A 26,791-nucleotide genomic window follows, 5' to 3' on the forward strand; every position below is an offset into this window, starting at 1 on the left:
TTCGATGCTGCGCATCGCCCCGGAATGACAAGCTCCACTACGTTTCGCCCCGTGTCTTCGCCAGCTCCGGAAAATCCTCCTCGCGGAATTCCCGGCCGCGCAAGGGATCGCCCCGATCGTCGTCGCGTTCGAGCCGTCGTAGCTGGACGCGGCGGATCTTTCCAGAGATGGTCTTCGGCAGCTCGGTGACGATTTCGAGGCGGCGGATGCGCTTGAACGGCGCCAGACGCGCGTGCAGGTGCCTGAAGATCGATAGCGCGGTTTCCGGCGAGCGTTCTGCGCCCGCAGTCAGCAGCACGAAGGCCTTGGGAATCGCAAGCCGGATCGGATCCGGGCTCGGCACCACCGCAGCTTCGGCGACGAGCTCGTGCTCGAGCAGCACGCTCTCCAGCTCAAACGGGCTGATGCGATAGTCGGACGACTTGAACACGTCGTCGGAGCGGCCGACGAAGGTCAAGTAGCCGTCCTCATCTGCGAACACGACGTCGCCACTGCGATAGAGCGCGCCTTCGGCGCCGGACAATTTGCCGTCGTCACTCTGATAGCCCTGCATCAGGCCCGCGGGGCGGTCGGCGCCTAGCACCAGCGTCACCTCGCCTTCCTTGGCCGGGTTACCATCGGCATCGCTGATCTGCACGCGATAGCCTGGCAGCGGCCGGCCCATCGAGCCGATCTTGATGGGCTGGCCCGGCGAATTGCCGGCGAGCGCCGTGGTCTCGGTCTGGCCGTAGCCGTCGCGGATGGTGAGGCCCCAGGCGGCCTGCACCTGGTCGATCACTTCGGGATTGAGCGGCTCGCCGGCGCCGCAGACCTCGCGAAGCGCCACCTTGAACGAGGCAAGGTTCTCCTGGATGAACAGCCGCCACACCGTCGGCGGCGCGCACAGCGTGGTGACGCCGCAGCGGCCGATGGTGGCAAGCAGCGCCTTCGCGTCGAAGCGTGGCTGGTTGACCACGAACACGGTCGCGCCCGCATTCCACGGCGCGAAGAAGCAGCTCCAGGCGTGCTTGGCCCAGCCGGGCGAAGATATGTTGAGATGGACGTCACCGGGCTTCAGGCCGATCCAGTACATCGTGGAGAGATGGCCGACGGGATAGCTGCGCTGGCTGTGGCGCACTAGTTTCGGTTTCGCCGTCGTGCCCGAGGTGAAATACAGCAGCATCGGATCGTCGGCGTTGGTCGGACCATCAGGCGCAAAACTCTCGGAGGCCTTTGTCGCCTCGTCATATGCAATCCAGCCGTCGGAGGCCGCGCCGACGACGATGCGCACGACGTTCTCGGCGCCCAAGCTGGCGAATTTCGTCACCTGATCCTGCGCGGCGACCACCGCCCTGGCCTTGCCGCGATCGAGCCGGTCGCGCAGCTCGTCGGCAGTCAGCAGCGTGGTCGCCGGAATGACGACGACGCCAAGCTTCATCGCCGCCAGCATGGTCTCCCACAGCGGAACCACATTGCCGAGCAGGAGCAGCAGATGATCGCCGCGCTTCAACCCCTGTGCGCGGAGGAAATTCGCGACTTGGTTCGAGCGCTTCGAAAGCGCCGCAAAGGACAGCTTCGTCTGCTTGTCCTGAGCGGCATCGACGATCCAGAGCGCGGGCCGATCCTTGCTGTCCTCATTGGCCGCGAGCTCGACGTCGAACCAGTCGAGCGCCCAGTTGAAAGGAACCGGATCGGGCCAGCGGAAGCCTTTGACCGCTGCCTCGTAATCCGTGCGGTGTTGCAGAAGGAACGCGCGTGCTTCCTGGAATGTGGTCATCAAGCTTTCCCGGCTAAACTCCTAACGTGCTTGATAATTCCGGAAAAATCCACCCCGCCCTGGCCGGCTGCGTCGAAAGACTGATAGATCTCCTGCGCATGCTTGCCGAGAGGCGTCGCTGCGCCCGCAGCCTTGGCCGCCTCCTGCGCCAGGGTGAGGTCTTTCACCATCAGAGTCGAGGCAAAGCCCGGCTTGTAATCGTTGTTGGCCGGCGAGGTCGGCACCGGGCCCGGTACCGGGCAATAGGTGGTCAGCGACCAGCATTGGCCGGACGAGGTCGAAGCGACGTCGAACAGCGCTTGATGCGAGAGCCCAAGCTTCTCACCGAGCGCAAAGGCTTCGCTCACCGCGATCATGGAAATGCCGAGGATCATGTTGTTGCAGATCTTTGCGGCCTGGCCCGCTCCGGCGCCGCCGCAATGCACGATCTTCTTGCCCATGTTCTCGAGCACGGGCTTTGCCGCGGCAAATGCCTTGTCCTCACCGCCGCACATGAAGGTAAGCGTTGCTCCCTTGGCACCGCCGGTGCCGCCGGACACGGGCGCATCGACCGAGAGCACGCCGTGCTTGGCGGCGAGCGCATGCGCGGACCGCGCGCTTTCAACGTCGATGGTGGAGCTGTCGATGATCAGCGCACCCTTGGTCATGGCGGGCACGACGTCGTTCCAGACGCCGAGCACGTGCTTGCCTGCGGGCAGCATGGTGACGACGACATCGGCGCCCTTCACCGCGGCGGGGGCGCTGTCGGCGATGCTGGCGCCATCGGCCTTGGCCTGATTGCGCGAGGCCTCGACGAGATCGAACGCCACCACCTTGTGGCTGGCCTTGACGAGGTTGGCCGCCATCGGGCCGCCCATGTTGCCGAGACCGATGAATGCGATCGTGGCCATTGTCGTTTCCTCCGCTGTCGCGTTGTTAATTGAACTTCAGCTCGTCCGGGCCGATGTCGGCGAGATAGGGTGCAAGCATCTCCGGCGTCACATCCTCGATCCGCGGCGGCGACCAGGTCGGGTTGCGGTCCTTGTCGATCACGGCGGCGCGCACGCCCTCGCGGAAATCGTCGCTCCGAAACACTTCCAGCGCGGCGCGGTATTCGCGCACCAGGCACTCTTCCAGGCTCGACGATGTGCGCGCCAGCCGCAGCAGCTTGAGCGTCACCACCATGCCGCGCGGTGACTTTTCGTTCAGCGTTTTCAGCGTGGCCAGCGCGAACTCGGAACCATCGCGCTTTAACGCAGCGAAAATGTCCTCCATGCGGTCGAAGCCGAACAATGCATCGATGACCGGCTCCCTGGCGGCGACCGGCCCCGCAGTCTCGCCGGTGGCGAAGCCGTCGATGAGCTTGCTGAAATCGGCTGCGGTCGCACCGGACCGCAGCTCGGTCAGCGCCTCGCGCAGCTCCGGCAATCTTGCCGCCGGCACCACCCAATCGGCAAACTTCGCATGGATCGCGTCCGGCCCGTTCATGGTCTGGCCGGTCAGCCCGAAATAGGTGCCGATCTCGCCCGGCGAATGCGACAGCAGATAGGTACCACCAACGTCGGGGAAGAAGCCGAGGCCGACTTCGGGCATCGCGAGCTTCGTCCGATCGGTGACGATCCGGTGGCTGGCATGGGCGGACAAGCCAACGCCGCCGCCCATCACGATGCCGTCCATGAAGGCGACATAGGGTTTTGGAAATTTCTTGATCCGGGCATTGAGGATGTACTCCTCGCGCCACAGGATCTTGCCGAGATCGCCATTGACTTTCGAGCTTTCCCAGAGCGCGCGGATGTCGCCGCCGGCGCAGAGCCCGCGCTCGCCGGCGCCTTCCAGCAGGATCACGGCAACTGCAGGATCAGCTTCGAAGCGATCGAGCGCCTTGTCGATGTCGCGAAACATCTCAAGCGTGACGGCGTTGATCGCCTTGGGACGATTGAGCCTGATGATGCCGGCCGCGCCCTCGACGCGGGCGACTAGATCGCCCTCTTCCACTGAACTCATCGCGCGCCCTCGATCAGTTTGCGCGCCACGATGAGCCGCATGATTTCATTGGTGCCTTCGAGGATCTGGTGCACGCGTAAGTCGCGCACGATCTTCTCGATGCCGTATTCGCTGAGGTAGCCGTAGCCGCCGTGGAGTTGCAGCGCATGGTTGGCAACCTCGAACCCGACATCGGTGCCGAAGCGTTTCGCCATGGCGCAGAGCATGGTGGCGTCGGAGTCTTTGCGATCGAGCGCCGCGGCGGCGCGCCACAGGAAGGTGCGCGCGGCCTCCAACTCGATCGCCATGTCGGCGAGACGGAATTGCAGCGCCTGGAATTCGTCGAGCCGTTTGCCGAACGCCTTGCGCTCCTTCATGTAGGCGCGCGCCTTGTCGAGCGCAGCTTGCGCGCCGCCGAGCGAGCACGCCGTAATGTTGAGACGGCCGCCGTCGAGGCCGGCCATCGCGATCTTGAAGCCTGTGCCCTCCTCGCTCAGGCGATTGGCCACAGGCACGCGGGCGTTCTCGAATATCACCGCGCGGGTCGGCTGTGCGTTCCAGCCCATCTTGCGCTCGTTGGCGCCAAAGGAGACGCCGGGTGTCTTGCCGTCGATGACAACGGTCGAGATGCCGCCGGGGCCATCACCGCCGGTCCTGACCATCGCGACCAGCAGGTCGGTGCCGCCGGCGCCAGAGATGAACTGCTTCTGGCCGTTGAGCACATAATGGTCGCCGTCGCGCACCGCGCGGGTGCGGAGCGCTGCCGCATCGGAGCCGGCACCCGGCTCGGTCAGGCAGTAGCTGGCGATCAGCTCCATGGTGCAGAGCTTCGGCAGCCATTGGTGGCGCTGGGTATCGCTGCCGAAGGCATCGATCATCCAGCTCGCCATATTGTGGATGGAGATGAAGGCCGAGGTGGTCGGGCAACCCGTCGCCAGCGCCTCGAAGATCAGCGCCGCGTCGAACCGCGCCATGGCGGAGCCGCCGACATCGTCGCGGATGTAGATGCCGCCCATGCCGAGCGTGGCAGCCTCGCGCATGACCTCGACGGGGAAATGCTTCTCCTCGTCCCAGCGCAGCGCGTGCGGCGCGATCTTCTCGGCCGCAAACGCCAATGCCATGTCGCGAACCGCGATCTGATCCTCATTCAGAGCGAACTGCATCCGGCCTCGCTCCTTAAGAGGATTACTTCATCAGCGGAATCGAGAACTCCGCGCCTTCCTTGACGCCCGACGGCCAGCGCGAGGTCACCGTCTTGGTCTTGGTGTAGAAGCGGATCGAGTCCGGGCCGTGCTGGTTGAGATCGCCGAAGCCGGACTTCTTCCAGCCGCCGAAAGTGTAATAGGCGATCGGCACCGGGATCGGCACGTTGATGCCGACCATGCCGACGTTGACCCTGGCCGCGAAGTCGCGCGCGGCGTCGCCGTCGCGGGTGAAGATGGCAACGCCATTGCCGTAGTCGTGGTCCGACGGCAGCGCCAGCGCTTCCTTATAGTCGTGCGCGCGCACCACCGAGAGCACCGGGCCAAAGATCTCTTCCTTGTAGATCCGCATGTCCTTGGTGACGTTGTCGAACAGCGAGCCGCCGAGATAGAAGCCGTTCTCGTAGCCCTGCATCTTGAAGCCGCGCCCGTCGACGGCGAGCGTCGCGCCTTCCTTGACGCCGATGTCGATGTAGCTCTTGACCTTCTCGACCGCCTCGCGGGTCACGAGCGGACCGTAGTCGGCCGACGGATCGATCGAGGTGCCGATCTTGAGCGACTCGACGCGCGGGATCAGCTTTTCCATCAGGCGGTCGGCGGTGGACTTGCCGACGGGGACCGCGACGGAAACGGCCATGCAGCGCTCGCCGGCCGAGCCGTAGCCGGCGCCGATCAGCGCGTCCACGGCCTGGTCCATGTCGGCGTCGGGCATGACGATGGCGTGGTTCTTGGCGCCGCCGAAGCACTGGCAGCGCTTGCCGGTCTGCGCGGCGCGCTCGTAGATGTACTGCGCGATCGGCGTCGAGCCGACGAAGCCGATGGCCTTGATGTCGGGATCGTCGAGGATGGCGTCGACCGCCTCCTTGTCGCCGTTGACGACGTTGAGGATGCCGGCCGGCAGGCCCGCTTCCATCATGAGTTCAGCGAGCAGCATCGGCACGCCGGGGTCGCGCTCCGAGGGCTTGAGGATGAAGGCGTTGCCGCAGGCGATCGCCGGCGCAAACTTCCACATCGGGATCATCGCCGGGAAATTGAACGGCGTGATGCCTGCGACGACGCCGAGCGGCTGGCGCATCGAATAGATGTCGATGCCGGGGCCGGCGCCTTCGGTGTACTCGCCCTTCATCAGATGCGGAATGCCGCAAGCGAATTCCGCGACTTCTAGGCCGCGCTGGATGTCACCTTTGGCGTCGGGGACGGTCTTGCCGTGCTCGCGCGCGAGCAGCTCGGCGAGCTTGTCGTAATCGCGCTGGACCAGCTCGACAAATTTCATCATGACGCGGGCGCGGCGCTGCGGGTTGGTCGCGGCCCATTCGGGCTGTGCGGCACGCGCGTTCTCGACGGCGGCGCGGACTTCGGCCTTGGACGCCAGCGCCACCTTGGCCTGAACGTCACCGGTCATCGGCTCGAAAACGTCGGCGGTGCGGCCAGAGGTGCCCTTGACCTCCTTGCCACCGATGAAATGTCCGATTGAACGCATGGAATGATCTCCTTCAGGCCGAGCGTGGTCGCTTTGACAAATCCTATTGACCTGCATTTTATAGGATTCAAGTCTGAGATAATGCACCATAGATGTGCGAAAATGCTGGATCAAGGCGCTATCGATTGGGACGACTTTCGCTTCGTGCTGGCCATCGTGCGGGGCGGCTCGGTGTCGGCTGCGGCAAAACAGCTGGGGGTCGACCATGCCACCGTGATCCGCCGCGTCGACCGGCTGGAGAAGCACCTCTCGGCCAAGCTGTTCGACCGGCGCAAGACCGGCTACCTCCTCACCGAGGCCGGCCAGCGCGTCGCCGACAGCGCCGAAGCCATGGAATCGACCATTGTTGCCAATCAGGAGCAGGTCGGCGGCTCTGTGGCGCGGCTGACCGGGACGGTGCGGATCGGCGCGCCTGATGGGTTCGGCACCGCCTTCCTGGCGCCGCGGCTGACGCCGTTCGCGGACCGCTATCCCGATCTCGATTTGCAACTTGTGGCAACCGCGCGGCTGTTCAGCCTCTCCAAGCGCGAGGCCGATATCGCCATCAGCCTGACCATGCCCAAGGAAGGCCGCATCGTCGGCCGCAAGCTGCTCGACTACCGCCTCGGGCTCTACGCGGCCCCCACCTATCTCGACCGCTTCCCCAAAATCGCCTCGCGGCAGGATCTGACGCAGCACCGCTTCGTCGGCTACATCGAGGAACTCTTGTTCACGCCGGAGCTCGACTATCTGCCGCAGGTGTCGCCGCGAATCTCGGCGCGCTTCCGCAGCGCCAATCTGATCGCCCAGCTCAACGCCACGCTTTCAGGCTTCGGCATCGCGGTGCTGCCGCATTTCATGGCGAGCGACTATCCGCAGCTCGTGGCTGTGCTGCCGGACGAGATCTCGATCACGCGAACGTTCTGGATGCTGATGCACGCCGACAGCAAGGACCTGGCGCGGATCAGGGCCGTGGCCGATTACATCAGCGAGATCGTGGAGCGCGAGCGGGCGTTGTTTGCGGGGCGGTAGACTGCCACTCCCGCAGGGTGGGCAAAGCAGCGAGACGCGCGGATGCGCGGTTCGTGGCGTGCCCACCACAACTGGTTCAATCGTGGAGGGAAGATCGTGGGCACGGCGCTAACGCGCCCACCCTACGGCACCTCGCCTAGTTCTTCGTCTTCTTCAGCATCGTCGCTTTCGCAGGCTCACGCTTCGCTCCCTCGAGCGCGTGGTCTCGGCCCGCCTTCAGCATCTCGTCGGACAATTCGCTCGAGCCGGCGATGCGCGCGAGCAGCATGGTGCCCGCCATCGTCGCCAGCGTCGCGATCGCCTGCTTGCGTGCCGCCTTGCGCGGCATGTTCGGGATGGTGTCGGTCAGGGCCTCGATCATCTCGTCCAGCTTGCCGGCAAAGGCCTTGCGTGTCTTCGGGCTCTCGCGGGCGATCTCGGCTCCCAGCGCGGGAATCGAGCAGCCGTGACCGGGATTGTCGCGATGCAGCGTGGACAAATAGCTTTCCGCGATCAGCGCCAGCCGCTTTTCCGGAGCGACCTCGCCGGTGAGCTTGCGCCAGTGTTCCATCGAACGGTCCATCGCGTAGGCAAAAGCCTCGATCACCAGCGCCTCGCGGGAATCGAAATGCGCGTAAAAGCCGCCGTGGGTCAGGCCCGCCTCCTTCATGAGGTCGGCGACGCCGATACCGTGGGCACCCTTCTCCCGCAGCCGCACCGAGGCCTTCTTCACGATGCGGTCGTGGGTTTCCTGCTTGTGTTCCCGGGAATAGCGCATGCGGAGCTCATTGGATGTCGGAGATCATCTCATAACACGCAAATGACGAAATGGGTGCATTAATTCATGTCAAGTTGCCGCCGATCATGGAAAACGTCGCGGTTGCGTGCACCGCAAGTGCGCCCTTGCCGTCACGGACGAAGCCCTCGGTATAGCTGGTCTGGCGTCCAAGCTTGATCACCTTGCCTTCGGCCGAGATCAGCCCGGAACGCACTGAGAGCGGACGCAGGAACGCCAGCTTCAGCTCGAGGGTCACCGAGCCCAGGCCGGCTTCGAGCCGGGTCGAAATGGCACAGCCCATGGCGGTATCGAGCAACGCGGCCGCGGTCGCTCCGTGGAGCAGACCGATGGTATTTTCGAGATCCTCGCGCGGCTCCAGTTCCATGACAATCCGGCCCGGCTCGACCACGGCCATGGTGAACCCGATCAGCTTGGCAAAGGGCGGCGGCGGCAGCCGGCCGTCGCGGATGCCCAGCATGGTGTCCATGCCCGACAGGCCCATGGCCGCCCGCGCCACCGGCGCAGGCACCTGCCAGTCCACCACGCGCTCGCGCCGCTGCGCAGGCGAAAACAGGTCGGGTTGATCGTCACCGGTCATGGCAGCCTCTTTACATGATAGATATCATACTATGCCACGGACTTCACGCTGGCAACCCGCCTTCCCTGCCGCTTGACAAGAAGCGTGTTTCGGCCCGGAAGTGATCCCGACCGGCGCGCCCCGCGCATGTCCACGAAAGCTTCGAGACTTGACGATGGAAATGCTCAACAATCATTGCGGCGTGACGCGCGATGCGCGCGGCGTCGTTCATGTCGCGATCTGCAACGCCGGCCCGCTCAACATTCTCGGCTCGCCGGTCACCGACGCCGTGCGCGAAGGCCTGCAGCAGCTCGCATCCGACCACAGCATCCGCGTCGTGGTGCTGCGCGGACAGAGCGAGAAGAGCCTGATCGGCGGAGCCGACATCAAGGAGATGGCCGGGCTCGACCAGACATCCGCCGAGGCCTTCATCAGCCGCCTGCGCGATCTTTGCGAGGCAGTTCGCCAGTTTCCTGCTCCGGTGATCGCACGCATGCCCGGCTGGTGCCTCGGCGGCGGGCTCGAAGTGGCCGCGGCCTGCGACTTCCGCATCGCCGCGCACGACGCTCATTTCGGCATGCCGGAGGTGCGTGTCGGCATCCCCTCGGTGATCCATGCCGCGCTGTTGCCGCGCCTGATCGGTTGGGCCCGCGCGCGCTGGCTGGTGATGACGGCGGAGAATATCGATGCGCCGACGGCGCTGGCATGGGGCCTGGTCGACAAGATCGCCGCGCCCGGCGAACTGGATGCCGAGGTCGAGCATCTAGTGAAGGCGCTGCTCGATTGCGGCCCTGAGGCGCTGCGATCGCAGAAGGCACTGCTGCGGCAATGGGAGGAACTTCCGCTGACGGAGTCGGTGAACCTCAGCGTGAAAGTGTTCGGCGAGTCGTTCCTGACGGACGAGCCGACGCGGCTGATGGGCGCGTTTGTGAACCGGAAGCGATAGGCGCGCTGTGATGGGTTAGACTCTTTCCATTTCAAAGGTGTCATGCCCCGGCTTGACCGGGGCATCCAGTACGCCGCAGCCTCTCGGCTCAATCATAGCCGCCTCTGGAATACTGGATCGCCCGGTCAAGCCGGGCGATGACAACGGTGTGTGTGGAACGACCAGCGCTTGATCCCCATCCCGCACAACCTCCCCCCAATCGCACGACCAAATCTCATCCGGCCCACGACATTTTCTCATCCCTGCCGCGGTTGCATTTTTTGCGTCGCATCATATGATGATCATAATCTTACACGTCATCGCCAGGGAGTCTCGTCATGGCCGAACCCGTCGTCATCGTCTCTGCTGCACGCACCCCGCTCGGCCGCTTCATGGGCGAATTGTCGCCGCTCCCCGCGCACAAGCTCGGATCACACGTGATCGGGGCGGCGCTGGAGCGTGCCAAGCTCGCTCCGGAGAAGGTCGACGAGGTCTTCATGGGCTGCGTGCTGCCGGCAGGCCAAGGCCAGGCGCCGGCGCGGCAGGCGGCGCGAAGCGCCGGTCTGCCCGACGCCACTGGCGCGACCACGGTCAACAAGGTCTGCGGTTCCGGCATGAAAGCGACCATGCTGGCGCACGACATCATCCGCGCCGGCTCGGCCGACATCGTCGTCTCCGGCGGCATGGAGAGCATGAGCAACGCGCCCTACCTGCTCGCCAAGGCGCGCGGCGGCTATCGCGTCGGCCATGACCGCATCATCGACCACATGATGATGGACGGCCTGGAGGATGCCTACGAGACCGGCCGTTCGATGGGTGATTTCGGCGAGGCCACGGCAGAAGCCTATCAATTCACTCGCAAGGACCAGGACGCTTATGCGATGGAGACGCTGAGCCGCGCCCGCAAGGCCGTCGAGGGCGGCGTGTTCAAGGCCGAGATCGCGCCGATCACGCTGACCGAAAAGGCCGGCCCGCGCGTGATCGCCAATGACGAGCATCCGCTCAAGGTCGACCCCGCCAAGATCCCCGGATTGAAGCCGGCATTCCGCGCCAACGGCACCATCACGCCGGCCGCCTCCTCCGCCAATGCCGACGGCGCCGCCGCGCTGGTGCTGACGAAGCGCGCGCTTGCCGACCGGGGCGGCCTGCCTGTTCTCGCCGAGATCAAGGGCCACGCCACCCACAGCCAGGAGCCGCAATGGTTCACCACGGCGCCGATCCCGGCGATCCGCAAGCTGCTGGACAAGGTCGGCTGGAGTGCGGGCGACGTCGACCTGTTCGAGATCAACGAGGCCTTTGCCGTGGTGGCAATGGCGGCACAGCGCGACCTCGGCATTCCCCGCGAGAAGCTCAATATCAACGGCGGTGCCTGCGCGCTGGGCCACCCGATCGGCGCCACCGGCGCGCGGCTGATCGTGACGCTGCTGCATGCGCTGGAGGCCAATAACCTCAAGCGCGGCATCGCCGCACTCTGCATCGGCGGCGGCGAAGCCACTGCGATTGCGGTGGAGCGCCGCGCCCGCTGACGCAGACGTCCGAAAACGAGGGAACTCTGTCATTTGCGACAGACACATCCCGTGTCATTCTCTACACTGACGCAGGTCTGTTGCGGCCTGCCCATCCACGTTGAGGCCCGATGATCTCGAACTGGCTCGCGGCAGCACTGTCCCGCCGCAACGTCCACTACGGCTGGGTGATGGTCGGCGTGACCTTCCTCACCGCGCTGATCAGCGCCGGCACGGTCGGCGCGCCCGGCGTGTTCATCGTTCCCCTGCAGAAGGAGTTCGGCTGGAGCACGGCGGAGATCTCGTCCGCGCTGTCGATCCGCTTCATCCTGTTCGGGCTGATGGCGCCGTTCGCGGCCGCCCTGCTCAACCGCTATGGCCTGCGCAACGTCACGCTGGCCGCCCAGCTGATCGTGGTCTCGGCGCTCGTGCTCTCGCTCGGCATGACGGAGGTCTGGCAGCTCATCGCCCTCTGGGGCGTGGTGATCGGGATCGGAACCGGCATGACTGCCTTGGTGCTCGGCGCGACCATCGCCACGCGCTGGTTCGCGGCAAGACGCGGCCTCGTCATCGGCATCATGACCGCAAGCGTTGCCACCGGGCAGCTCGTGTTCCTGCCGCTGCTGGCGAGCCTCACCGAACGCTATGGCTGGCGTCTCGCGCTCGGCCTCGTCTGCATCATGCTCGTTATTTCGTCGCTGGCGGTGCTGCTCGCGATGCGTGACCGGCCGAGCGACGTCGGCCTGCGGCCGTTCGGCGACGAAGGCACCGAACCTTTGCCGGCGCCGCCGGTCAGCCACGGCTCGATCACGGGCGTTGCGCTCGGCACGCTGCGCGACGCCTCGACATCGATGGCGTTCTGGATTCTGTTCGCGACCTTCTTCGTCTGCGGCGCCTCCACCAACGGCCTCGTGCAGGTGCACCTGATCCCGATGTGCCTCGATTTCGGTATCCCGCAGGTGCAGGCAGCGAGCCTGCTGGCGGCAATGGGCATCTTCGACTTCTTCGGCACGATCATGTCGGGCTGGTTGTCCGACCGTTACGACAACCGCTGGCTCCTGTTCTGGTACTACGGTTTGCGCGGGCTCTCGCTGATCTTCCTCCCCTTCAGCGACTTCTCCTTCTACGGCCTCTCGGTGTTCGCGATGTTCTATGGTCTCGACTGGATCGCGACGGTACCGCCGACGGTGCGGCTCACCGCGCAGAAGTTCGGGCCCGAGCGCGCCAATCTGGTATTCGGCTGGATCTTCGCCGGCCATCAGCTCGGCGCCGGTGCCGCGGCGTTTGGCGCAGGCTTCTCGCGGACCGTCTATCAGAGCTATCTGCCCGCCTTCTTCATCGCCGGCGCGCTCTGCGTGTTCGCGGCCCTGATCGTGCTGGCGCTGTCGCGGCAGCCGAAACTGCAACCCGCGACGGCCTGAAGCCGGCCTACGACCCGATCGTGATGGTGACGCCTGACCCGGCGGCGTCACCATCCACAAGACGCGCTCGGCCACATTCCCATTAGACTCCTCGCGCCAAACGTGGACAATGCCCTTCGCACGTCACCGTGCGCAGTGCACACCAAGATGCGCCAGAGGAAACAATGCCGGCTGCCTTCCCATCGTCCCCACCCGTCATCCCAACCGCCCCCTTGACCGCCGAGATGCGCGATGCGTTGCGCGCGATCGTCGGCGAGAAAGGCCTGATCGAGGACGAGCATGGCAAGCAGCCGTTTGTGACGGATTGGCGGGGATTGCTGGTTGGCGGCGCCGGGGCCGTTGTTCGCCCTGGCAGCACCGAGGAGGTCTCGAAAGTGGTCCGGCTCTGCCATGCGCATGGCGTCGCGATCGTGCCGCAGGGCGGCAACACCGGCCTGATGGGTGGGGCGACGCCCTGGCCTGTGCACACCGGCATCGTGCTGTCGCTCGGCCGCATGAACCGCGTGCTGGATGTCGATCCCGTCGGCTATTCGATGACGGTCGAGGCCGGCTGCGTGTTGCAGACGCTTCAGGAGACAGCAAGCGAGCACGACCGCTTCCTGCCGCTCAGTCTCGGTGCCCAGGGCTCCTGCATGATCGGCGGCAATCTCTCCACCAACGCCGGCGGCGTGCAGGTGCTGCGCTACGGCAATGCCCGCAATCTCGTGCTGGGGCTCGAGGTCGTCTTGCCGAACGGCGAGATCTGGGACGGATTGCGCGCGCTCAAGAAGGACAACACCGGCTACGACCTCAAGCACCTGTTCATGGGCGCCGAGGGGACGCTGGGCGTCATCACCAAGGCCGTGCTCAAGCTGTGGCCGGCGCCGAAGGACGTCTGCACGGCGTGGCTGGCGGTCCGCGATCCCCGCGCGGCGCTGGAAATCCTGTCGGAGGCGCACGCGGCATCCGAGGACAATGTCGGCTCCTGCGAGCTGCTCAGCCGGGCGGCCATTGACCTTTCCCTGCGCCACATTCCCGGCACGCAGGATCCGCTGAAGGCGGACACGCCCTGGTACCTGCTGCTGGAATGGTCGTCGGCGCGCCCGCGGCAGGACGGAACCGAGGGCATGTCCGGCAAGATGGAGCAGTTTCTCGCCGATCAGCTCGAAGCCGGCCGCGTGCTGGATGCGACGATCGCGCACACATTCGGTCAATCGCGCAACATGTGGCGCATCCGCGAAGCCATGGCGGAGGCCTCCCGCGCCGAGGGACCGGGGATCAGTTTCGACGTGTCGGTGGCGATCTCCAGAATCCCGGAGTTCATCGACAAGGGCCTCAAGGCCGTGCTCGACATTCTCCCGACCATTCGGCCCTATCCGCTCGGGCATATCGGCGACGGCAATCTGCACTTTTCGTTCATGGGTCCGAAGGGCATGGACCAGCAGACGCTGAACCAATACACGGCTGCCATCACGCGCGCCGTGAACGATCTCGTCACTTCCCTGGGCGGCTCGATCTCGGCGGAGCACGGCATCGGCATCGACAAGCTCGACGAGCTCAGCCACTACCGCTCGAAGACCGAGCTCGACATCATGCGCACCATCAAACGCGCGCTCGATCCGCACAACATCATGAATCCCGGCAAGGTGCTCCGGCTGTGATCGGCTCGGCGCCCGGCGTTGGCGGGTCGCAAAGTTGTTGCGACCCGTCCGCCGTTTTTGGAGTGCTATCCTCTGTCCTCAAGCCACCGAGCCGCCGCGCGGGTTGACAACCGTATACCCTCGCAGCGAGCGCGCGTGGATTCGCGTCGCGCGCCCACCCGAGTTGGCGTCATAGGCCATCCAGACGTCGCCTCCGAGGTGCTGCTCAAGGACGAACACGTGTCCTCGTCGCGCAGCAACCATTCCCGGTGCGGGTGATGTCCGCGGAAAGCGGAGCCAATTGGACGCAAGATTTAATTCCGGCACGATACGGCCGAACACGCGCAGAGCCGCGCCGCAGCCGCAGAACGAGGAGGGACAACCGGCCGGACGGCCACCGACGACGCGAGCGCCGTGGACAGTCGCCGGCGTGGTCGTGCTCCCAGCATCAGTCACCGTCAGTTGTGTCGAGCGGTACGCTTGCAGTGTGGGCCTGGAAATCAGCGAAGATCTGGAAGCCAGTGAGGGCCTGGAAGCCCGCTCGCGTCGCGCCTGCGAATAGGAGAAGTCGCAGGGCATGGTGACGTTGCATTCAGGAGCTTGATGAATGCGATAAGGGCGCGCTTCCGAAGCGATAGAACCCAGGATAACGAGGACGCACGCAGAAAATACTCGCTTGAACATTGCAGGACTCCAATGAGAGACCCTGCCCCGGGCAACGAGAAACCAATAACAGTTTGGCTGAAATGGGCCTAAAGCGCGGCTGAAAATGGCTGCGATCGTGCGCCACGACTGCACGATCTCATAGCCTACACGTAGCGCCTGAGATGATTAACTCGCAGCGCTCGAATGCTCGATCAGCGCGTCAAGCTCGCGGCATGCAACCAAGTCGGTCCGCGCAAGGCAAGTATCCATCAGCGCTCCTCCTCCCTGCACTGCCCGGATCGCCAGAACTCGCTGCCGCTCATTGCATCATTGCGGCCGCGATCTTCTCCGCCGACATCAACACCGGAAAGTTGGTGTTGGCGCACGGCACCACCGGGAATATCGAGGCATCAACGACGCGCAGGCCCTGCACGCCCTTGACGCGGCCCTGATTGTCGACCACCGCCATTGGATCCTCAGTGCGGCCCATGCGGCACGAGCACGAGGCGTGCCAGACGCCGATCGTCGCCTTGCGCACGAAGGCTTCCAGGGCCTCGTCATCGTTCATCACCTGATCGAAGGTGAAGCCTTCGACGACGAAATTGTCGATCATGTAGTGACGCAGCGCCGCCGGCCCGTCCATCAGGGCCGCGGCGATCGTGGTGAGAATCTTGTTCCTGGTGTTGACCACGCCGATCTTGCGGACGCGATCGGTATAGGCGGCCGGAAACGGCTTGTCCGTCACCTTCCTGACCACCTCGCTCATCTGGATCGCCGCCATCTTACGGAAACCGCTCATCAGGCGATCGAGATCGCGGCGGTCGGACAGCAGATTGAACTCGACGATCGGCTCTGCGGAGGGATCGCGCGAGGCGAGCTTGACCTGTCCGGTCTCGGAATAGGTCTTGTTGACGAAGGTCAGGAGCGAGCCGATCTGCGCGCCGACGGCGTGCCAGGCCGATTTGCTGATGACGACGACGAACATGTCGCCCTTGGGCACATCAGGCAGCCCGGAGGAGTAGCGCAGGCCGAGCTGCATGTGACGCCTGGTGTGCTCGTTCATGCGCGCGCCGCGGCGGACAAAGGACGACAGCGAGATCGAGGGATGATCCATCAGCCGTTGGCCGACCCCCGGCAAGGCCGCCAGCACGGGAATGCCCAGGTCCTTGAGGTGACCGATGGGGCCGATGCCGGCGCGGAGCAGATGCGCCGGCGAATGAATGGCGCCGCTCGAGAGGATGATCTCGCGCCCGCGGAATTCCTGCTCGCGTCCGTCGACCATCGCCTTCACGCCGACGCAGCGCGTGCCTTCGAACAGCAGCTCTCGTACCTGCGTGTTGGTGGAGATCGCAAGGTTCACGCGCGCGCGGGTGCCGCGATCGAGATACCCCATCGCGGCCGAGACGCGCTGCTCGGCCTGATTGGAATGCGTCACCGGGAAAAAGCCGTCGACGAATTCGCCGTTCTGGTCGGCCACGAATTGATGGCCGGCCTGCTGGAAGGCTTGCGCGAACGCCTCCGAATGCCGCGTCCAGTGCTCGCGCGGGATGCGGCGGACCGGGATCCTGCCGTCCTTGCCGTGATACGGTCCGTCGAAATCGAGGTCGCGCTCCACCTTCTTGAAGAACGGCAGCACGTCGGCCCACGACCAGCCCTCGGCGCCGCGCGCCTCCCATTCATCGTAGTCGGTCGGCGCGCCGCGGTTGGCCATCTGCCCGTTGATCGACGAGCCCCCGCCCAGCACGCGCGCCTGCTCGTATTTGCGCAAGGGAGGCCGCGACTCCTCGGCATTGTTGTGGCTGACGACTTGCGTCGTCACCTTGAGCTCGGTCCAGTGAAAGCGCGGATCGAAATAGGCGGTGCCGGGATAGCTGTCCCTGATCTCGGCCGGCTCGTTGCCGGGTGGCGTGTCCTGACCGGCTTCGCAGAGCAGGACCTTGTTGGCGCTCCTGGCGGAGAGCCGGTGGGCCAGCACGGACCCCGCCGAGCCGCCGCCCACGATGATGAAGTCGTACACGATTGGCGCTTCCTCTTGTTCTTGTTGGCGGAGCTTAGCGCGTTATTGTTTTCTACTGGAAGGGCTTTGGGTGTCCCGGACGCGCAGCAACGCCTTAGGCGTTGCTGCGCTGAGCCGGGACCCAGGAGGCTGCGAGCACGCTGTTGCATGGCCCCGGCTCTGCAGCGCACCGCTGAAGAAGCGCTGCGCTGCGTCCGGGGCACGAGCGTCACGGCTTGGCACGGGGATGCCTACGGCCTGATCGAAAAGTTCTCCGGCGGCCCTGGCTTTCGCAGCGGCTCCGCCAGCCTCGCGAACTCGCACAGGAGCGATCGCGTCTTCCTGGGATCGATGATCTCCTCGACCCAGAATTTTTCGGCCGAGCGGAACGGCGAGCGGAGCTTGTTGAGCCGCTCCTCGATCTCCTTCAGCTTCGCCGCCTTGTCTTCCGCCGCGTCGATGTCGGCGCGGTAGGCGGCTTCGATGCCGCCTTCGAGCGGCAGCGAGCCCCAATAGGCCGAGGGCCAGGCATAGCGGATCGAGAAGCGGTCGGCCGGCTGGTGCACGACACCGGCGACGCCGAACGCGTTGCGCAGGATCACGGTGCACCAGGGCACGGTGGTCTGGTTCACCGCCGCCATGGCGCGCACGCCGTGGCGGATGGTGGCGGCCTTCTCCGCATCGAGGCCGATCATGAAGCCGGGGCAATCCATGAGATAGACGACCGGCAGGTGGAAGGTCTCGGCGAAGTCGACCCAGCGCACCACCTTCTGGCAGGCATCCGCGGTCCAGGATCCGCCATAGTGGAAGCTGTCGCTGGCGAGCAGCAGCACCGCCCTGCCCTCGAGCCGCGCGAGACCGACAATGATCGGCTTGCCGAAGTTCTTCCCGACCTCGAAGAACGAGCCCTTGTCGACGACGGACTCGATGATGGGCCGCATCTTGTAGACCTGCTTGCGGTTGCGCGGCACCGCGTTCATCAGCGCTTCGTCGCCGCGCTCGGGGTTGTCGGTGCAGGGCAAGGTCGGCGGCAGCTCGTAGACCGACGACGGCAGGTAGGAGAGAAAGCGCCGCGCGCAGGCGAACGCCTCTTCCTCAGTGTCGACGGCGTGATCGACCGCGCCGGCGCGGGTCTGGATGTCAGCGCCGCCGAGCTCCTCCTTGGTAAGGTCCTGCCCCAGCGCCTTCACCACCGGCGGACCGGCGACGAACATCGCGGACTTCCGTGTCATGATGGAATAGTGGCTGGCGGCAAGACGCGCGGCGCCCAGGCCCGCCACCGAGCCGAGGCCGAGTGCGACCACCGGCACGCGCGACAGATTCTCCGTCGTGAAGCGATACCAGCGCGTGCCACCGATGCCGCCGGGCAGATTGGCCGCGCCCTTGGTCTCGATGGTCTTGACCGAGCCGCCGCCGCCGGAGCCTTCGATGATGCGGACGATGGGCAGCCGGAAATCGTGCGCCATCTCCTCCGCCATCAGCGGCTTGGCCGAGATCGACGCATCCGCCGAGCCGCCGCGCACGGTGAAATCATCACCGACCACGACCAATGTGCGGCCGTCGACGCGCGCGCGGCCGAACACGCAATTGGCCGGCGTGAGCTTCTTCAGATCGCCGCTGGAATCGTACTCACCGATGCCGGAGACGGCACCGATCTCGTGAAAGCTGCCTTTGTCGATCAGCTTGTCGATACGCTCCCGAACAGTCAGCCGGCCCTGGTCATGCTGTCGCTTGACCTTGTCAACGCCGCCCATCTCCCGCGCGAAGGCTTCGCGCCGGGCGAGCTCGTCGAGTTCCGGCTTCCAGTTCATTCACTCCCTCCGAATGGATCGGCTTGTTATTATTGTGCACGGCCATGGCGACCGGCTTACGCGAGATACGGTTGTTGAAGGCGTCGCCTTCCGCGCCTTCCATCAGGCTGCCGAGCGAGCGGCCAAGCTGGAGCATCAGCGGTGCGACTTCGTCGTGCAGACGCTGCTCGTCATACATCGCCGACAGAAGACCGATCGTGATGACCACGAAGGTCTGGTACTGCGGCGACCAGATCGGCACCGCGAGGCCGTTGATGTGCGGACTCCAGAGGCCGCAGGCGACAACATAGCCGCGCTCGCGCAGCATCTGCCGGTTGGCCTCGATGCGGGGCTTGAGAATCTTCGCAGCTTCGGGGGCTTCGCGCTCCATGTCTGCGACGAAGGCATCTCCAACTTCCGGCGCCAAGGCCGCGGTATAGGCTGCGCCTGCGGCGGTCGAGGCCATCGAGATGCGGCTGCCGGTGCCCTCGTGCAAACCGAGCGCATTCGGCGAGCGCGCGAACTGGAGATAGACGAGATGGAAGCGGTCGGGGACGACGAACCCGACCGTGCCCGGCAGCTGCTCGGCGACTTCCTGCAGCCGCTGGCGAATCATGCTGCGCAGCTGCGCGCCCTTCATCATCGAAGCACTCATCGCCACCGCGCTGGGGCCGATGCGATACTTCTGGTCGCGTGGGAGATACACGAGCTGGCCCATGCGGGTCAGCGTATGCGTGAGCCGCGACACCGTCGAACGCGGCAGACCGCAGCGATTTGAAATCTCGAGATTGCCGAGTCGCGCCTCGTGGCCCTCGAAGCATCGCAATACGTCGAACGCGCGCGACACCACCTGGATCACATCACCCTCACCGGCTTCGCCAGCGAGCGCACCTTGCCTACTCAACCGCTCCGAACGTCGTCCCATGATCCCTACCGTTGTGTTCCGCTGTGCGGAATTAAATTCCACTTGCAGACGACGCTACCTCAGGCATTTTGCGACGACAACAAAAAGGCGATGGCATGCCAGAAATTAAGATCGTCACGGAGGTCGCGGGACGCATCTGCGCGACTCTCGTGCAAGTTGGAGGAACCGTCGCGGATGGCGATGACGTTGTGGTGGTCGAAGCGATGAAGATGGAGATCCCAGTGCCCTCGCCCGCAAACGGCACCATCACATCGCTTCTGGTAAAGGTCGATGACGTCGTTGCGGAGGGACAGGCGATCGCGATCGTCGCGAGTTGAGCGTCTTATCCGGTCTTTTCCGCGACAATGTGTCAGTCGCATTCCCGCGCGCGCTGTACGACGTTGCCATCGCTTGATGGCGGTGACATGATCGGTTTCAAACAAAACGTTGTTTCAAACAAAGAATGAAAATCTTCGCGGCAAAGCGAGGATCATTGGAGGGAAACATGCTTCGTGGGCTGCTCGTGCTCGCGCCTGCTCTGGTGGCGGGCGTTTCTTTTGCGTCTACACGCTATTCGTTCGCCGAAGACATCAAGCTGCCGGCGACATTGACCTTCACCGCCTATGACACCGGCACCGCCGGCTTCAACATCGCCGTCGGCGTCGGCAAGATGATGAAGGACAAGTACGGCACCGACGTGCGCGTGCTCCCCGCAGGCAACGACGTCGCGCGCCTCGCGCCGCTGCGCGCCAAGCGCGCGGTGTCCGCGGCGATGGGATCGGGCACCTACTTCGCGCAGGAAGGCGTGTTCGAGTTCGGCTCGAAGGAATGGGGGCCGCAACCGCTGCAGACCCTGCTCTCGACCGTCGACTGCAATTGCGCCTCGCTTGCGGTGGCCGCCGACACCGGCGTGAAGGAGCTGAAGGACCTCAAGGGCAAGCGCGTCGGCTTCGTGGTCGGCTCGCCCGCGCTAAACCAGAACTCGCTCGCGGTGCTCGCCTTCGCCGGGCTGACGCAAAAGGACGTCAAGGCTGTCGAATTCGCCAGCTACGGCGCGATGTGGAAAGGGCTGATCAACAACGACGTCGATGCCGCCTTCGGCACCACCATCACCGGTCCCGCCAAGGAGGCCGAGGCTTCGCCGCGCGGGTTGATCTGGCCGCCGCTGCCCGCCAAGGACAAGGAGGGTTGGACGCGGATGCAGAAGGTCGGCTCATTCTTCTTCCCGCAGCTTGCGACTTGCGGTGCCGGCATCTCGCCGGAGAAGCCGATCGAGCTCGGCAATTATCCCTATCCGATCTTCGTCGCCTACGCCTCGCAACCGGCCGACCAGGTCTATGCGATCACCAAGGCGATGATCGTCAACTACGACGCTTATAAGGACTCCGCGCCTGGCGCCGGCGGACTCGCGGCCAACCGCCAGACCAAGAACTGGGTGGTGCCGGTGCATCCCGGCGCGGTGAAGGCGTTGAAAGAGGCCGGCCAATGGAGCGACGCTCAGGAGGCACACAACAACCAGCTGATCAAGCGGCAGGAGGTGCTGGCGGCCGCCTGGGCCGATTACGGCAAGTCCAATCCGCCGTCGGACGACAAGGCGTTCCTCGACGGCTGGACGAAGGCGCGTGCCGCGGCGCTAGCGAAAGCCGGCATGCCGAACGGGTTCGAGGAATAGAGTGAGGTGTTGTTAGGCGTGATCGTTGCCTCGCGAGAAGTGCGCCCCCTCTCCCGCTTGCGGGAGAGGGTTGGGGAGAGGGTGCCTCCGCGGTGGGATTCCCCCAGAGGAGAAAGCCCTCACCCGGCGCTTCGCGCCGACCTCTCCCGCACGCGGGAGAGGTTGAGCGCGGGACCAGAGCGGTTCAAACAACTGCCGTTTGCCTAATTGCGTTCACCAGCCCACGCGCGGGATCGATGATGTCCTCTTCCACTTCCACCGTCCCGCAAGACGCGCCCAAGCGCGTCGTATTCGATGATCCCCATGGCGCCGCCGGCAACATGCAGGAAGCGGAAGTCACGCGCGTCCGCACGTTGCGCGGCGCGTGGCGCTGGACGCTGATTGTTGCGACCGCCGCGACGATCCTGCTCTGCATCAACCAGCAATTCTCGCTGCGCTTCTTCGTCGGATACACCCAGCTCAACACGGAATATTTCTATCTCCTGATCGCGTTGATGCTGCCATTCACGTTCCTGATCTTTCCGGGCACCGGACGCGCGCCGCTCGACCGCGTTCCCTGGTATGACCTCGTCTTGTTCGTCGCGACCTTCGCGGCGGCACTCATGCTGATGTCGAACGTGCGCAAGGCGGCGGAGGCCGGCTGGGAATTCGGCGGCGCGCCCAACACGGTGATCGCCGCAGGCCTCGTGATGTGGGTGATGCTGATGGAGGCGTTGCGCCGCACCGGCGGCTGGAGCCTGCTCCTCAGCGTGCTGCCCTTCACCGTCTATCCGCTGTTCGCGGAGGCTGGCTGGCTCGGGCCGTTCCGTGGCACGCAATCGACGCTCGAGCAGGCGACCGCCTATCACGTGCTCTCGGGCGAGAGCCTGCTCGGCATTCCCATCCAGGCCTTCGCCGACACCGTGATCGGCTTTCTCGTGTTCGGCACCGCGCTGATGATGACGGGGGCCGGAAAATTCTTCATCAATCTTTCCTTCGCCATGTGCGGCACCTTTCGCGGCGGCGCGGCAAAAGTCTGCATCTTTGCCAGCGGCCTGCTCGGCATGATGTCGGGCTCGATCATCTCCAACGTGCTCACCGCGGGAACCATGACCATCCCCGTGATGAAAAAGAGCGGCTTCCGCGCGTCCTATGCCGCCGCGATCGAGGCCTGCGCCTCGACCGGCGCGGTGCTGGCTCCACCGGTGATGGGCGCGACCGCTTTCGTCATTGCGCAATTCCTCAACGTCAGCTACGCCGACGTCGCGGTCGCCGCGATCATTCCCGCAGTGCTCTACTATGTCGGCCTGTTCATGCAGGTCGATGCCTATGCCGCGCGCCACAAGCTGAAGGGCATTCCGCGCGCCGAGCTGCCGCGGATCATGGACACGATCAAGGACGGCTGGTACTACGTCTTCGTCATCGCGCTTCTGATCGTGATGCTGCTCTATTTCAAGCGCGAGAGCCACGCGCCGTTCTACGCCACCGCGCTGCTGCTGGTCCTCAACCAGTTCTTCTCCAAGGAGACGCGCTGGACATTTGCGACGATCGGCAAGTTCCTGGAGGTCAACGGCCGCACCTTCGTCGAGCTGGTCGGCATCCTCGCCGGCTGCGGCCTCTTGATCGGCGCGTTCTCGATGACGGGCGTGGTGTCGAGCCTCGCCAACGACCTCCTGCACATCGCCGGCGACAATGCCTTCCTGCTGCTCGGCATGTGCGCGCTCACCAGCCTCATTCTCGGCCTCGGCCTGACGACGACGGCCTGCTACATTTTCCTCGCCATCCTGGTCGCGCCGGCGCTGGAGAAGCTCGGCCTCAACCGCATGGCCGTGCACATGTTCATCTTCTACTGGGGTATGCTGTCATCGATCACTCCGCCGGTCGCGATCGCCTCCTTCGCGGCCGCCGGCATCGCCGGCTCGCCGGCCATGAAGACGGGCTGGGAATCGATGTGGGTCGGCAGCATCATCTATTTCCTGCCGTTCTTCTTCGTGCTCAATCCGGCGCTGGTGCTGCAGGGCTCGAGCCCCTATCTCGCCGGCCTCGGCCTGATGGGCCTCGCTGCCCTCGGCACGCTGTTCATCTGCGGCGGCATCCAGGGCTACCAGCCGTTCATCGGCGACTTGCGCGGTACAGGCAGTCTGGAATGGCCCATCCGTGTGCTGCTGGTGATCGGCGGCTTCGTGGTAGCGACCCCCGGCGGCGGCATCATGCCGCTGTCGCAGATGCAGGTGACGCTGCTCGGCCTTGGCATCCTGCTGCCGACGATCCTGATCGCGCTTCTCCTGGTCCGGCGCCAGCCTGTGATGCCGGACGGGTTGCGCGTACCCTGATTGCGTTGCACAAGGGTGGCGATGAAACCGCTCTCGCCTCTCGCCAGCGCTTGGACCCGTTCGAAGCCGCCCCTGCTGCGGTTCCTGGACAATTGCCTCAGCGAGTTCTCCGCCGAGACATCGGGCCATGTCGCCAATTACATTCCCGAGCTCGGCAAGGCCGACCCTGCCTATTTCGGCATCAGCCTCGCGACGCTGGACGGCCATGTCTATGAAGTCGGCGACTCCAGGGTGCCCTTCACCATCCAGTCGATGTCGAAACCCTTCGTGTTCGCGCTGGCACTGGACCTGCTCGGCGCCGGCAAGGTCGAAGGCGCGATCGGCGTCGAGCCCTCCGGCGATCCCTTCAACTCGATCCGGCTCAATTCCGAGAACCATCCGTTCAACCCGATGGTCAATGCCGGCGCGATCGCCTGTACCGGGTTGATCTACGACAGCAAGGGCGCAGAGGCTTTCGAGCAGATCCGCCTTGCGCTCAGCCGTTTTGCGGGGCGCGACCTTTCCGTCGACGAGGCGGTCTATGCTTCCGAAAGCCAGACCGGCGACCGCAACCGCGCCATCGGCTATCTGCTCAAGACCAACGCGGTGATCTCGGACAACGTCGCCGGCGTGCTCGACGTCTATTTCCGGCAATGCGCCGTGCTGGTGACCGCGCGCGACATCGCGGTCATGGCGGCAACGCTCGCCAATCGCGGCATCAATCCGGTCACCGGCGAGCAGGTGCTGAGCGCCTACGCGATCTCGCGCACTCTTTCGGTGATGACCTCGTCGGGCATGTACGACTATGCCGGCGAGTGGATCTACCGCATCGGCATCCCCGCCAAGAGCGGCGTCGGCGGCGGCATCCTGGCCGCGCTCCCGGCCCGCCTCGGGCTCGGCAGCTATTCGCCAAAGCTCGACAAGCACGGCAACAGCGTGCGCGGCATCAAGGTCTGCGAGGCCCTGTCCTCGCACTACGACCTGCACATGCTCAACCGCAGCGACGATGCGCGCAACGCCGTCATCGCCGACTACGACATCGGCAAGAGCCCGTCGCGCCGCGTGCGCCGTCCGCAGGAGCGCGAGATCCTCGCCGCGCACGAGCAGGAGGTGCGCATCATCGAGCTGGTCGGCACGCTGTCGCTGTCGGCGGTCGATTACGTCTCGCGCCGGCTCGCGGGACGACCGCGGCCGCAATTCGTGATCTTCGATCTGCACCGCGTGACCTCGACTACGCGGGCCGGCGCGCGGCTGGTGGCCGAAGCGTTCGAGGAATTGGCTGCGCTGAATGTCACGGTGGTCTTGTCGGGTGTCCGGCGCGCCTCCAAGGAATGGAATACGTTGCGCGAATGGACCGCCGAGCTGAAGAACGTGCGCGACTTCTATCTGCTCGACACTGCGATCGAATGGGCCGAAGACCAGATCGTCTATCGCTACGGCGGCTCGATCGATTTTCACGAGACCACCGAGCTAGCCGAACAGCCACTGCTGACCGGGCTGAGCGAGGAAGAGCTGACGGATCTCGCCTCGCTCTGCACCATCAGGACCTATCAATCCGGCGCGAAGATCCTTACGGCCGGCGACCCCGCCGATGCCCTGTACTTCCTGCGCAGCGGCGCCGTGCACGTTACCTTGCCCGACGGCGTCAGGCTGGCGACGCTCACCGCCGGCATGGCGTTCGGCGAGATGGCGCTGCTGGAGCAAACCCGCTCCGCCGACGTGTTTGCCGACATGGCAGCGACGGCATGCGAGGTGCCGCTGAAGGATTTTGAGCGCTTCCGCAAGCAGCACCCCCGCGCCAGCGAATGCATCATGCGTAACCTGGCCCAGCTCCTGGCCGACCGCCTGATCGTCGCCAACGCCAAGGTGGATATTCTGACCTCGACGTGAGCGCAGAGGTTTTCACCTCTCCCCGACGGGGAGAGGTGTAGCGGCTTCCCTGTCCGCACCTGACCTACCGGCTCGCCGCTTCGCTGATACGTCGCCTGATCTTGGCGGCACTGGCGTTGAGCAATGCGGACGGCTGCTGGCCGGTGGCGGCGCACAGGCAGGCCCAGTAGTAGACGACATCGCCAAGCTCTTCGACGAGACCGGCCTTGTCGAGCCAGTCGTCGCGCAGGAGCTTCTTGATGTGCTCGGCGACCTCGCCCGCCTCAGCGGCAAGGCCCAGCCCGAGATAAGACAACCGCTCGTTGGACGGATGCTCGTCGACTTTGGCAATAGTTGCGGCCCAGGCCGCATATTCATCGATTGTCATGAGCATCCCTCGCAAGCCGAGCTGTGGATCAGCCCACCACCTCGGTGACGGGCTGGAGGTCGATCTCGAATGTCTCCAGGAACTTCGACGTCATGATGTAGAAGCCAACCGAGAGCTGGAGCTCGACCAGCGCGGCCGGTGTCAGCTTCGATGCGATCGCCTTGAAGGTCGCATCCGTCGGCTTCGTCAGCTTCACGATCTCATCGGTGAAGGCGAGCGCGGCGCGCTGCAACTCGTTGAAGCAGGATGCGGCCTGCCAATTCTCGAGCGCCTCGTTCTGCTCGTCGGTGACGCCGACATTCTTGCCGATGCGCTTGTGCGCGACGATCTCATAGGGTGCCTCGCACAGGATGCCGGTACGGGTGATCGCAAGCTCGCGCACGATGGGGTCGAGCTCGCCCTTGTGCCTGATTGCGCCCCCGAGGCGGCAATATTGCTCAAAGTAACTCGGCGAATGCGCCATCATCCGGAAGATGTTGGCATGACGGTTCTTGTCGAGGATTTCGCGGGTGCGGTCGGTTGCCTTGGACGGGTCGTTGTACTGAATGCGGGCCATGATTTTCCTGAAGTTTTCCCTGATCTTTTGATGCTTTTTGTCGCCATCGGCGAAGGTTCCCGAAGACTCTATTCGCGCGGGGACGCAGGAGCAACATCATCGAGTCAAATTGCCGCCGCATTGCTGATCGACCCTGACACAGTCGATATTCGCCGCGGGGGGACAAATCGCGGCGGATACTCGCAAGGGGTGTTCCGAGTAAAAACAATTGGCCGTCGTATGCGCTCACCGCGCAACGATGAGTCATGCCCAAGTCTAGGGAGAAAACGGCATGAAGGAAGCCACCAAGGGGGCAGCCTCGGGAGCGCTCGCGCATATGCTGGCGGTGACGGCGATGCTCGTCATCGCCAGCATCTTGTTCTACGGGCGTTGAGTTCGAGCTTAAGCGTTTTCGTCATTCCGGGGTGGCTCTCGCACAAGCCAAGCCCAGAATTCCCGTTCCAGGCTCGGTCACATGACCGCCCC

22 protein-coding genes are annotated in these 26,791 nt (G+C 64.7%); 9 read left to right on the forward strand and 13 right to left on the reverse strand.

Annotated elements, in window-relative coordinates:
- Positions 1 to 37: 37 nt before the first annotated feature.
- The 5 genes from ACM43_RS37565 to ACM43_RS37585 are packed head-to-tail and all read right to left on the reverse strand — an operon-like array spanning position 38 to position 6,400.
- Entirely contained in the window at positions 38 to 1,756 is a 1,719-nt protein-coding gene (locus ACM43_RS37565; RefSeq protein ID WP_271547139.1) for an AMP-binding protein, read from the reverse strand.
- Positions 1,756 to 2,676, reverse strand: coding sequence for a 3-hydroxyisobutyrate dehydrogenase (gene mmsB, locus ACM43_RS37570; RefSeq protein WP_271547276.1), 921 nt, complete (start codon positions 2,674 to 2,676; stop codon positions 1,756 to 1,758). Before mmsB ends, ACM43_RS37565 begins: the two co-directional genes overlap by 1 nt.
- On the reverse strand, positions 2,672 to 3,739 hold the full coding sequence (locus tag ACM43_RS37575; RefSeq protein WP_271547140.1) for an enoyl-CoA hydratase/isomerase family protein: 1,068 nt from the start codon (positions 3,737 to 3,739) through the stop codon (positions 2,672 to 2,674). The genes mmsB and ACM43_RS37575 overlap by 5 nt, the downstream gene beginning before the upstream one ends.
- Complete coding sequence (locus ACM43_RS37580; RefSeq protein ID WP_271547141.1) at positions 3,736 to 4,881, reverse strand: isobutyryl-CoA dehydrogenase; 1,146 nt, start codon at positions 4,879 to 4,881, stop codon at positions 3,736 to 3,738. Before ACM43_RS37580 ends, ACM43_RS37575 begins: the two co-directional genes overlap by 4 nt.
- 22 nt (positions 4,882 to 4,903) lie before the next feature.
- Positions 4,904 to 6,400, reverse strand: coding sequence for a CoA-acylating methylmalonate-semialdehyde dehydrogenase (locus tag ACM43_RS37585; protein ID WP_036001072.1), 1,497 nt, complete (start codon positions 6,398 to 6,400; stop codon positions 4,904 to 4,906).
- A gap of 102 nt (positions 6,401 to 6,502) precedes the next feature.
- Here ACM43_RS37585 and ACM43_RS37590 point away from each other — a divergent pair, with 102 nt between their 5' ends.
- Positions 6,503 to 7,411 (forward strand): LysR family transcriptional regulator, encoded by a 909-nt coding sequence (locus tag ACM43_RS37590; RefSeq protein ID WP_271547142.1) that lies wholly within the window; start codon positions 6,503 to 6,505, stop codon positions 7,409 to 7,411.
- A gap of 136 nt (positions 7,412 to 7,547) precedes the next feature.
- Here ACM43_RS37590 and ACM43_RS37595 read toward each other — a convergent pair whose 3' ends face one another.
- Both ACM43_RS37595 and ACM43_RS37600 read right to left on the reverse strand, forming a co-directional pair.
- Positions 7,548 to 8,168, reverse strand: coding sequence for a TetR/AcrR family transcriptional regulator (locus ACM43_RS37595; RefSeq protein ID WP_157282218.1), 621 nt, complete (start codon positions 8,166 to 8,168; stop codon positions 7,548 to 7,550).
- A 64-nt stretch (positions 8,169 to 8,232) separates the two neighbouring features.
- On the reverse strand, positions 8,233 to 8,766 hold the full coding sequence (locus tag ACM43_RS37600; protein ID WP_157282220.1) for a PaaI family thioesterase: 534 nt from the start codon (positions 8,764 to 8,766) through the stop codon (positions 8,233 to 8,235).
- A gap of 154 nt (positions 8,767 to 8,920) precedes the next feature.
- Between ACM43_RS37600 and ACM43_RS37605 the strand changes: the two genes are divergently transcribed.
- The 4 genes from ACM43_RS37605 to ACM43_RS37620 all read left to right on the forward strand — a co-directional run bounded on the left by ACM43_RS37605 (position 8,921) and on the right by ACM43_RS37620 (position 14,236).
- Positions 8,921 to 9,691 carry an enoyl-CoA hydratase gene (locus ACM43_RS37605; RefSeq protein WP_271547143.1) on the forward strand — a complete coding sequence of 257 codons (771 nt, stop codon included), beginning with the start codon at positions 8,921 to 8,923 and terminating at the stop codon, positions 9,689 to 9,691.
- Between the two features lie 317 nt (positions 9,692 to 10,008).
- Positions 10,009 to 11,196: an acetyl-CoA C-acyltransferase gene (locus ACM43_RS37610; RefSeq protein ID WP_271547144.1), complete on the forward strand. Its 1,188-nt coding sequence runs from the start codon at positions 10,009 to 10,011 to the stop codon at positions 11,194 to 11,196.
- Between the two features lie 110 nt (positions 11,197 to 11,306).
- Complete coding sequence (locus tag ACM43_RS37615; protein WP_271547145.1) at positions 11,307 to 12,596, forward strand: MFS transporter; 1,290 nt, start codon at positions 11,307 to 11,309, stop codon at positions 12,594 to 12,596.
- A 164-nt stretch (positions 12,597 to 12,760) separates the two neighbouring features.
- Positions 12,761 to 14,236 (forward strand): FAD-binding oxidoreductase, encoded by a 1,476-nt coding sequence (locus ACM43_RS37620; protein ID WP_271547146.1) that lies wholly within the window; start codon positions 12,761 to 12,763, stop codon positions 14,234 to 14,236.
- Positions 14,237 to 14,314: 78 nt separating this feature from the next.
- Here the strand turns inward: ACM43_RS37620 and ACM43_RS37625 are convergent, their stop codons facing one another.
- The 4 genes from ACM43_RS37625 to ACM43_RS37640 form a co-directional block, all read right to left on the reverse strand.
- Positions 14,315 to 14,899 (reverse strand): hypothetical protein, encoded by a 585-nt coding sequence (locus ACM43_RS37625; RefSeq protein WP_271547147.1) that lies wholly within the window; start codon positions 14,897 to 14,899, stop codon positions 14,315 to 14,317.
- A gap of 280 nt (positions 14,900 to 15,179) precedes the next feature.
- On the reverse strand, positions 15,180 to 16,877 hold the full coding sequence (locus ACM43_RS37630) for a GMC family oxidoreductase (protein ID WP_271547148.1): 1,698 nt from the start codon (positions 16,875 to 16,877) through the stop codon (positions 15,180 to 15,182).
- A 230-nt stretch (positions 16,878 to 17,107) separates the two neighbouring features.
- Positions 17,108 to 18,667 carry an acyl-CoA carboxylase subunit beta gene (locus ACM43_RS37635; RefSeq protein WP_271547149.1) on the reverse strand — a complete coding sequence of 520 codons (1,560 nt, stop codon included), beginning with the start codon at positions 18,665 to 18,667 and terminating at the stop codon, positions 17,108 to 17,110.
- Positions 18,597 to 19,571 carry an IclR family transcriptional regulator gene (locus tag ACM43_RS37640; RefSeq protein WP_157282238.1) on the reverse strand — a complete coding sequence of 325 codons (975 nt, stop codon included), beginning with the start codon at positions 19,569 to 19,571 and terminating at the stop codon, positions 18,597 to 18,599. The genes ACM43_RS37635 and ACM43_RS37640 overlap by 71 nt, the downstream gene beginning before the upstream one ends.
- A gap of 95 nt (positions 19,572 to 19,666) precedes the next feature.
- Here ACM43_RS37640 and ACM43_RS37645 point away from each other — a divergent pair, with 95 nt between their 5' ends.
- The 4 genes from ACM43_RS37645 to glsA all read left to right on the forward strand — a co-directional run bounded on the left by ACM43_RS37645 (position 19,667) and on the right by glsA (position 25,403).
- Positions 19,667 to 19,888 (forward strand): acetyl-CoA carboxylase biotin carboxyl carrier protein subunit, encoded by a 222-nt coding sequence (locus tag ACM43_RS37645; RefSeq protein ID WP_225155874.1) that lies wholly within the window; start codon positions 19,667 to 19,669, stop codon positions 19,886 to 19,888.
- Positions 19,889 to 20,055: 167 nt separating this feature from the next.
- Positions 20,056 to 21,222 (forward strand): TAXI family TRAP transporter solute-binding subunit, encoded by a 1,167-nt coding sequence (locus ACM43_RS37650; RefSeq protein WP_271547150.1) that lies wholly within the window; start codon positions 20,056 to 20,058, stop codon positions 21,220 to 21,222.
- Between the two features lie 236 nt (positions 21,223 to 21,458).
- On the forward strand, positions 21,459 to 23,534 hold the full coding sequence (locus ACM43_RS37655) for a TRAP transporter permease (RefSeq protein WP_271547151.1): 2,076 nt from the start codon (positions 21,459 to 21,461) through the stop codon (positions 23,532 to 23,534).
- Between the two features lie 21 nt (positions 23,535 to 23,555).
- Positions 23,556 to 25,403: a glutaminase A gene (glsA, locus tag ACM43_RS37660; protein WP_271547152.1), complete on the forward strand. Its 1,848-nt coding sequence runs from the start codon at positions 23,556 to 23,558 to the stop codon at positions 25,401 to 25,403.
- 64 nt (positions 25,404 to 25,467) lie between these two features.
- Here the strand turns inward: glsA and ACM43_RS37665 are convergent, their stop codons facing one another.
- A complete protein-coding gene (locus ACM43_RS37665; protein WP_036022497.1) occupies positions 25,468 to 25,770 on the reverse strand; it encodes a nucleoside triphosphate pyrophosphohydrolase family protein in 303 nt (100 codons plus the stop codon).
- A 28-nt stretch (positions 25,771 to 25,798) separates the two neighbouring features.
- Entirely contained in the window at positions 25,799 to 26,326 is a 528-nt protein-coding gene (locus tag ACM43_RS37670) for a carboxymuconolactone decarboxylase family protein (protein WP_271547153.1), read from the reverse strand.
- Positions 26,327 to 26,791: the final 465 nt, after the last annotated feature.

It is taken from the genome of Bradyrhizobium sp. CCBAU 45321, from assembly GCF_028128975.1.
GTDB classification, from domain to species: Bacteria; Pseudomonadota; Alphaproteobacteria; order Rhizobiales; family Xanthobacteraceae; genus Bradyrhizobium; species Bradyrhizobium yuanmingense.

Coding starts and splice junctions, on each gene's coding strand:
- ACM43_RS37640 (WP_157282238.1), bottom strand. CDS start 19,571: ATGGGACGACGTTCGGAGCGGTTGAGTAGGCAAGGTGCGCTCGCTGGC.
- ACM43_RS37565 (WP_271547139.1), bottom strand. CDS start 1,756: ATGACCACATTCCAGGAAGCACGCGCGTTCCTTCTGCAACACCGCACG.
- ACM43_RS37595 (WP_157282218.1), bottom strand. CDS start 8,168: ATGCGCTATTCCCGGGAACACAAGCAGGAAACCCACGACCGCATCGTG.
- ACM43_RS37580 (WP_271547141.1), bottom strand. CDS start 4,881: ATGCAGTTCGCTCTGAATGAGGATCAGATCGCGGTTCGCGACATGGCA.
- ACM43_RS37590 (WP_271547142.1), top strand. CDS start 6,503: ATGCTGGATCAAGGCGCTATCGATTGGGACGACTTTCGCTTCGTGCTG.
- ACM43_RS37585 (WP_036001072.1), bottom strand. CDS start 6,400: ATGCGTTCAATCGGACATTTCATCGGTGGCAAGGAGGTCAAGGGCACC.
- ACM43_RS37610 (WP_271547144.1), top strand. CDS start 10,009: ATGGCCGAACCCGTCGTCATCGTCTCTGCTGCACGCACCCCGCTCGGC.
- ACM43_RS37620 (WP_271547146.1), top strand. CDS start 12,761: ATGCCGGCTGCCTTCCCATCGTCCCCACCCGTCATCCCAACCGCCCCC.
- ACM43_RS37650 (WP_271547150.1), top strand. CDS start 20,056: ATGCTTCGTGGGCTGCTCGTGCTCGCGCCTGCTCTGGTGGCGGGCGTT.
- ACM43_RS37615 (WP_271547145.1), top strand. CDS start 11,307: ATGATCTCGAACTGGCTCGCGGCAGCACTGTCCCGCCGCAACGTCCAC.
- ACM43_RS37635 (WP_271547149.1), bottom strand. CDS start 18,667: ATGAACTGGAAGCCGGAACTCGACGAGCTCGCCCGGCGCGAAGCCTTC.
- ACM43_RS37655 (WP_271547151.1), top strand. CDS start 21,459: ATGATGTCCTCTTCCACTTCCACCGTCCCGCAAGACGCGCCCAAGCGC.
- ACM43_RS37600 (WP_157282220.1), bottom strand. CDS start 8,766: ATGACCGGTGACGATCAACCCGACCTGTTTTCGCCTGCGCAGCGGCGC.
- ACM43_RS37645 (WP_225155874.1), top strand. CDS start 19,667: ATGCCAGAAATTAAGATCGTCACGGAGGTCGCGGGACGCATCTGCGCG.
- ACM43_RS37665 (WP_036022497.1), bottom strand. CDS start 25,770: ATGACAATCGATGAATATGCGGCCTGGGCCGCAACTATTGCCAAAGTC.
- ACM43_RS37625 (WP_271547147.1), bottom strand. CDS start 14,899: ATGTTCAAGCGAGTATTTTCTGCGTGCGTCCTCGTTATCCTGGGTTCT.
- ACM43_RS37670 (WP_271547153.1), bottom strand. CDS start 26,326: ATGGCCCGCATTCAGTACAACGACCCGTCCAAGGCAACCGACCGCACC.
- glsA (WP_271547152.1), top strand. CDS start 23,556: ATGAAACCGCTCTCGCCTCTCGCCAGCGCTTGGACCCGTTCGAAGCCG.
- ACM43_RS37605 (WP_271547143.1), top strand. CDS start 8,921: ATGGAAATGCTCAACAATCATTGCGGCGTGACGCGCGATGCGCGCGGC.
- ACM43_RS37575 (WP_271547140.1), bottom strand. CDS start 3,739: ATGAGTTCAGTGGAAGAGGGCGATCTAGTCGCCCGCGTCGAGGGCGCG.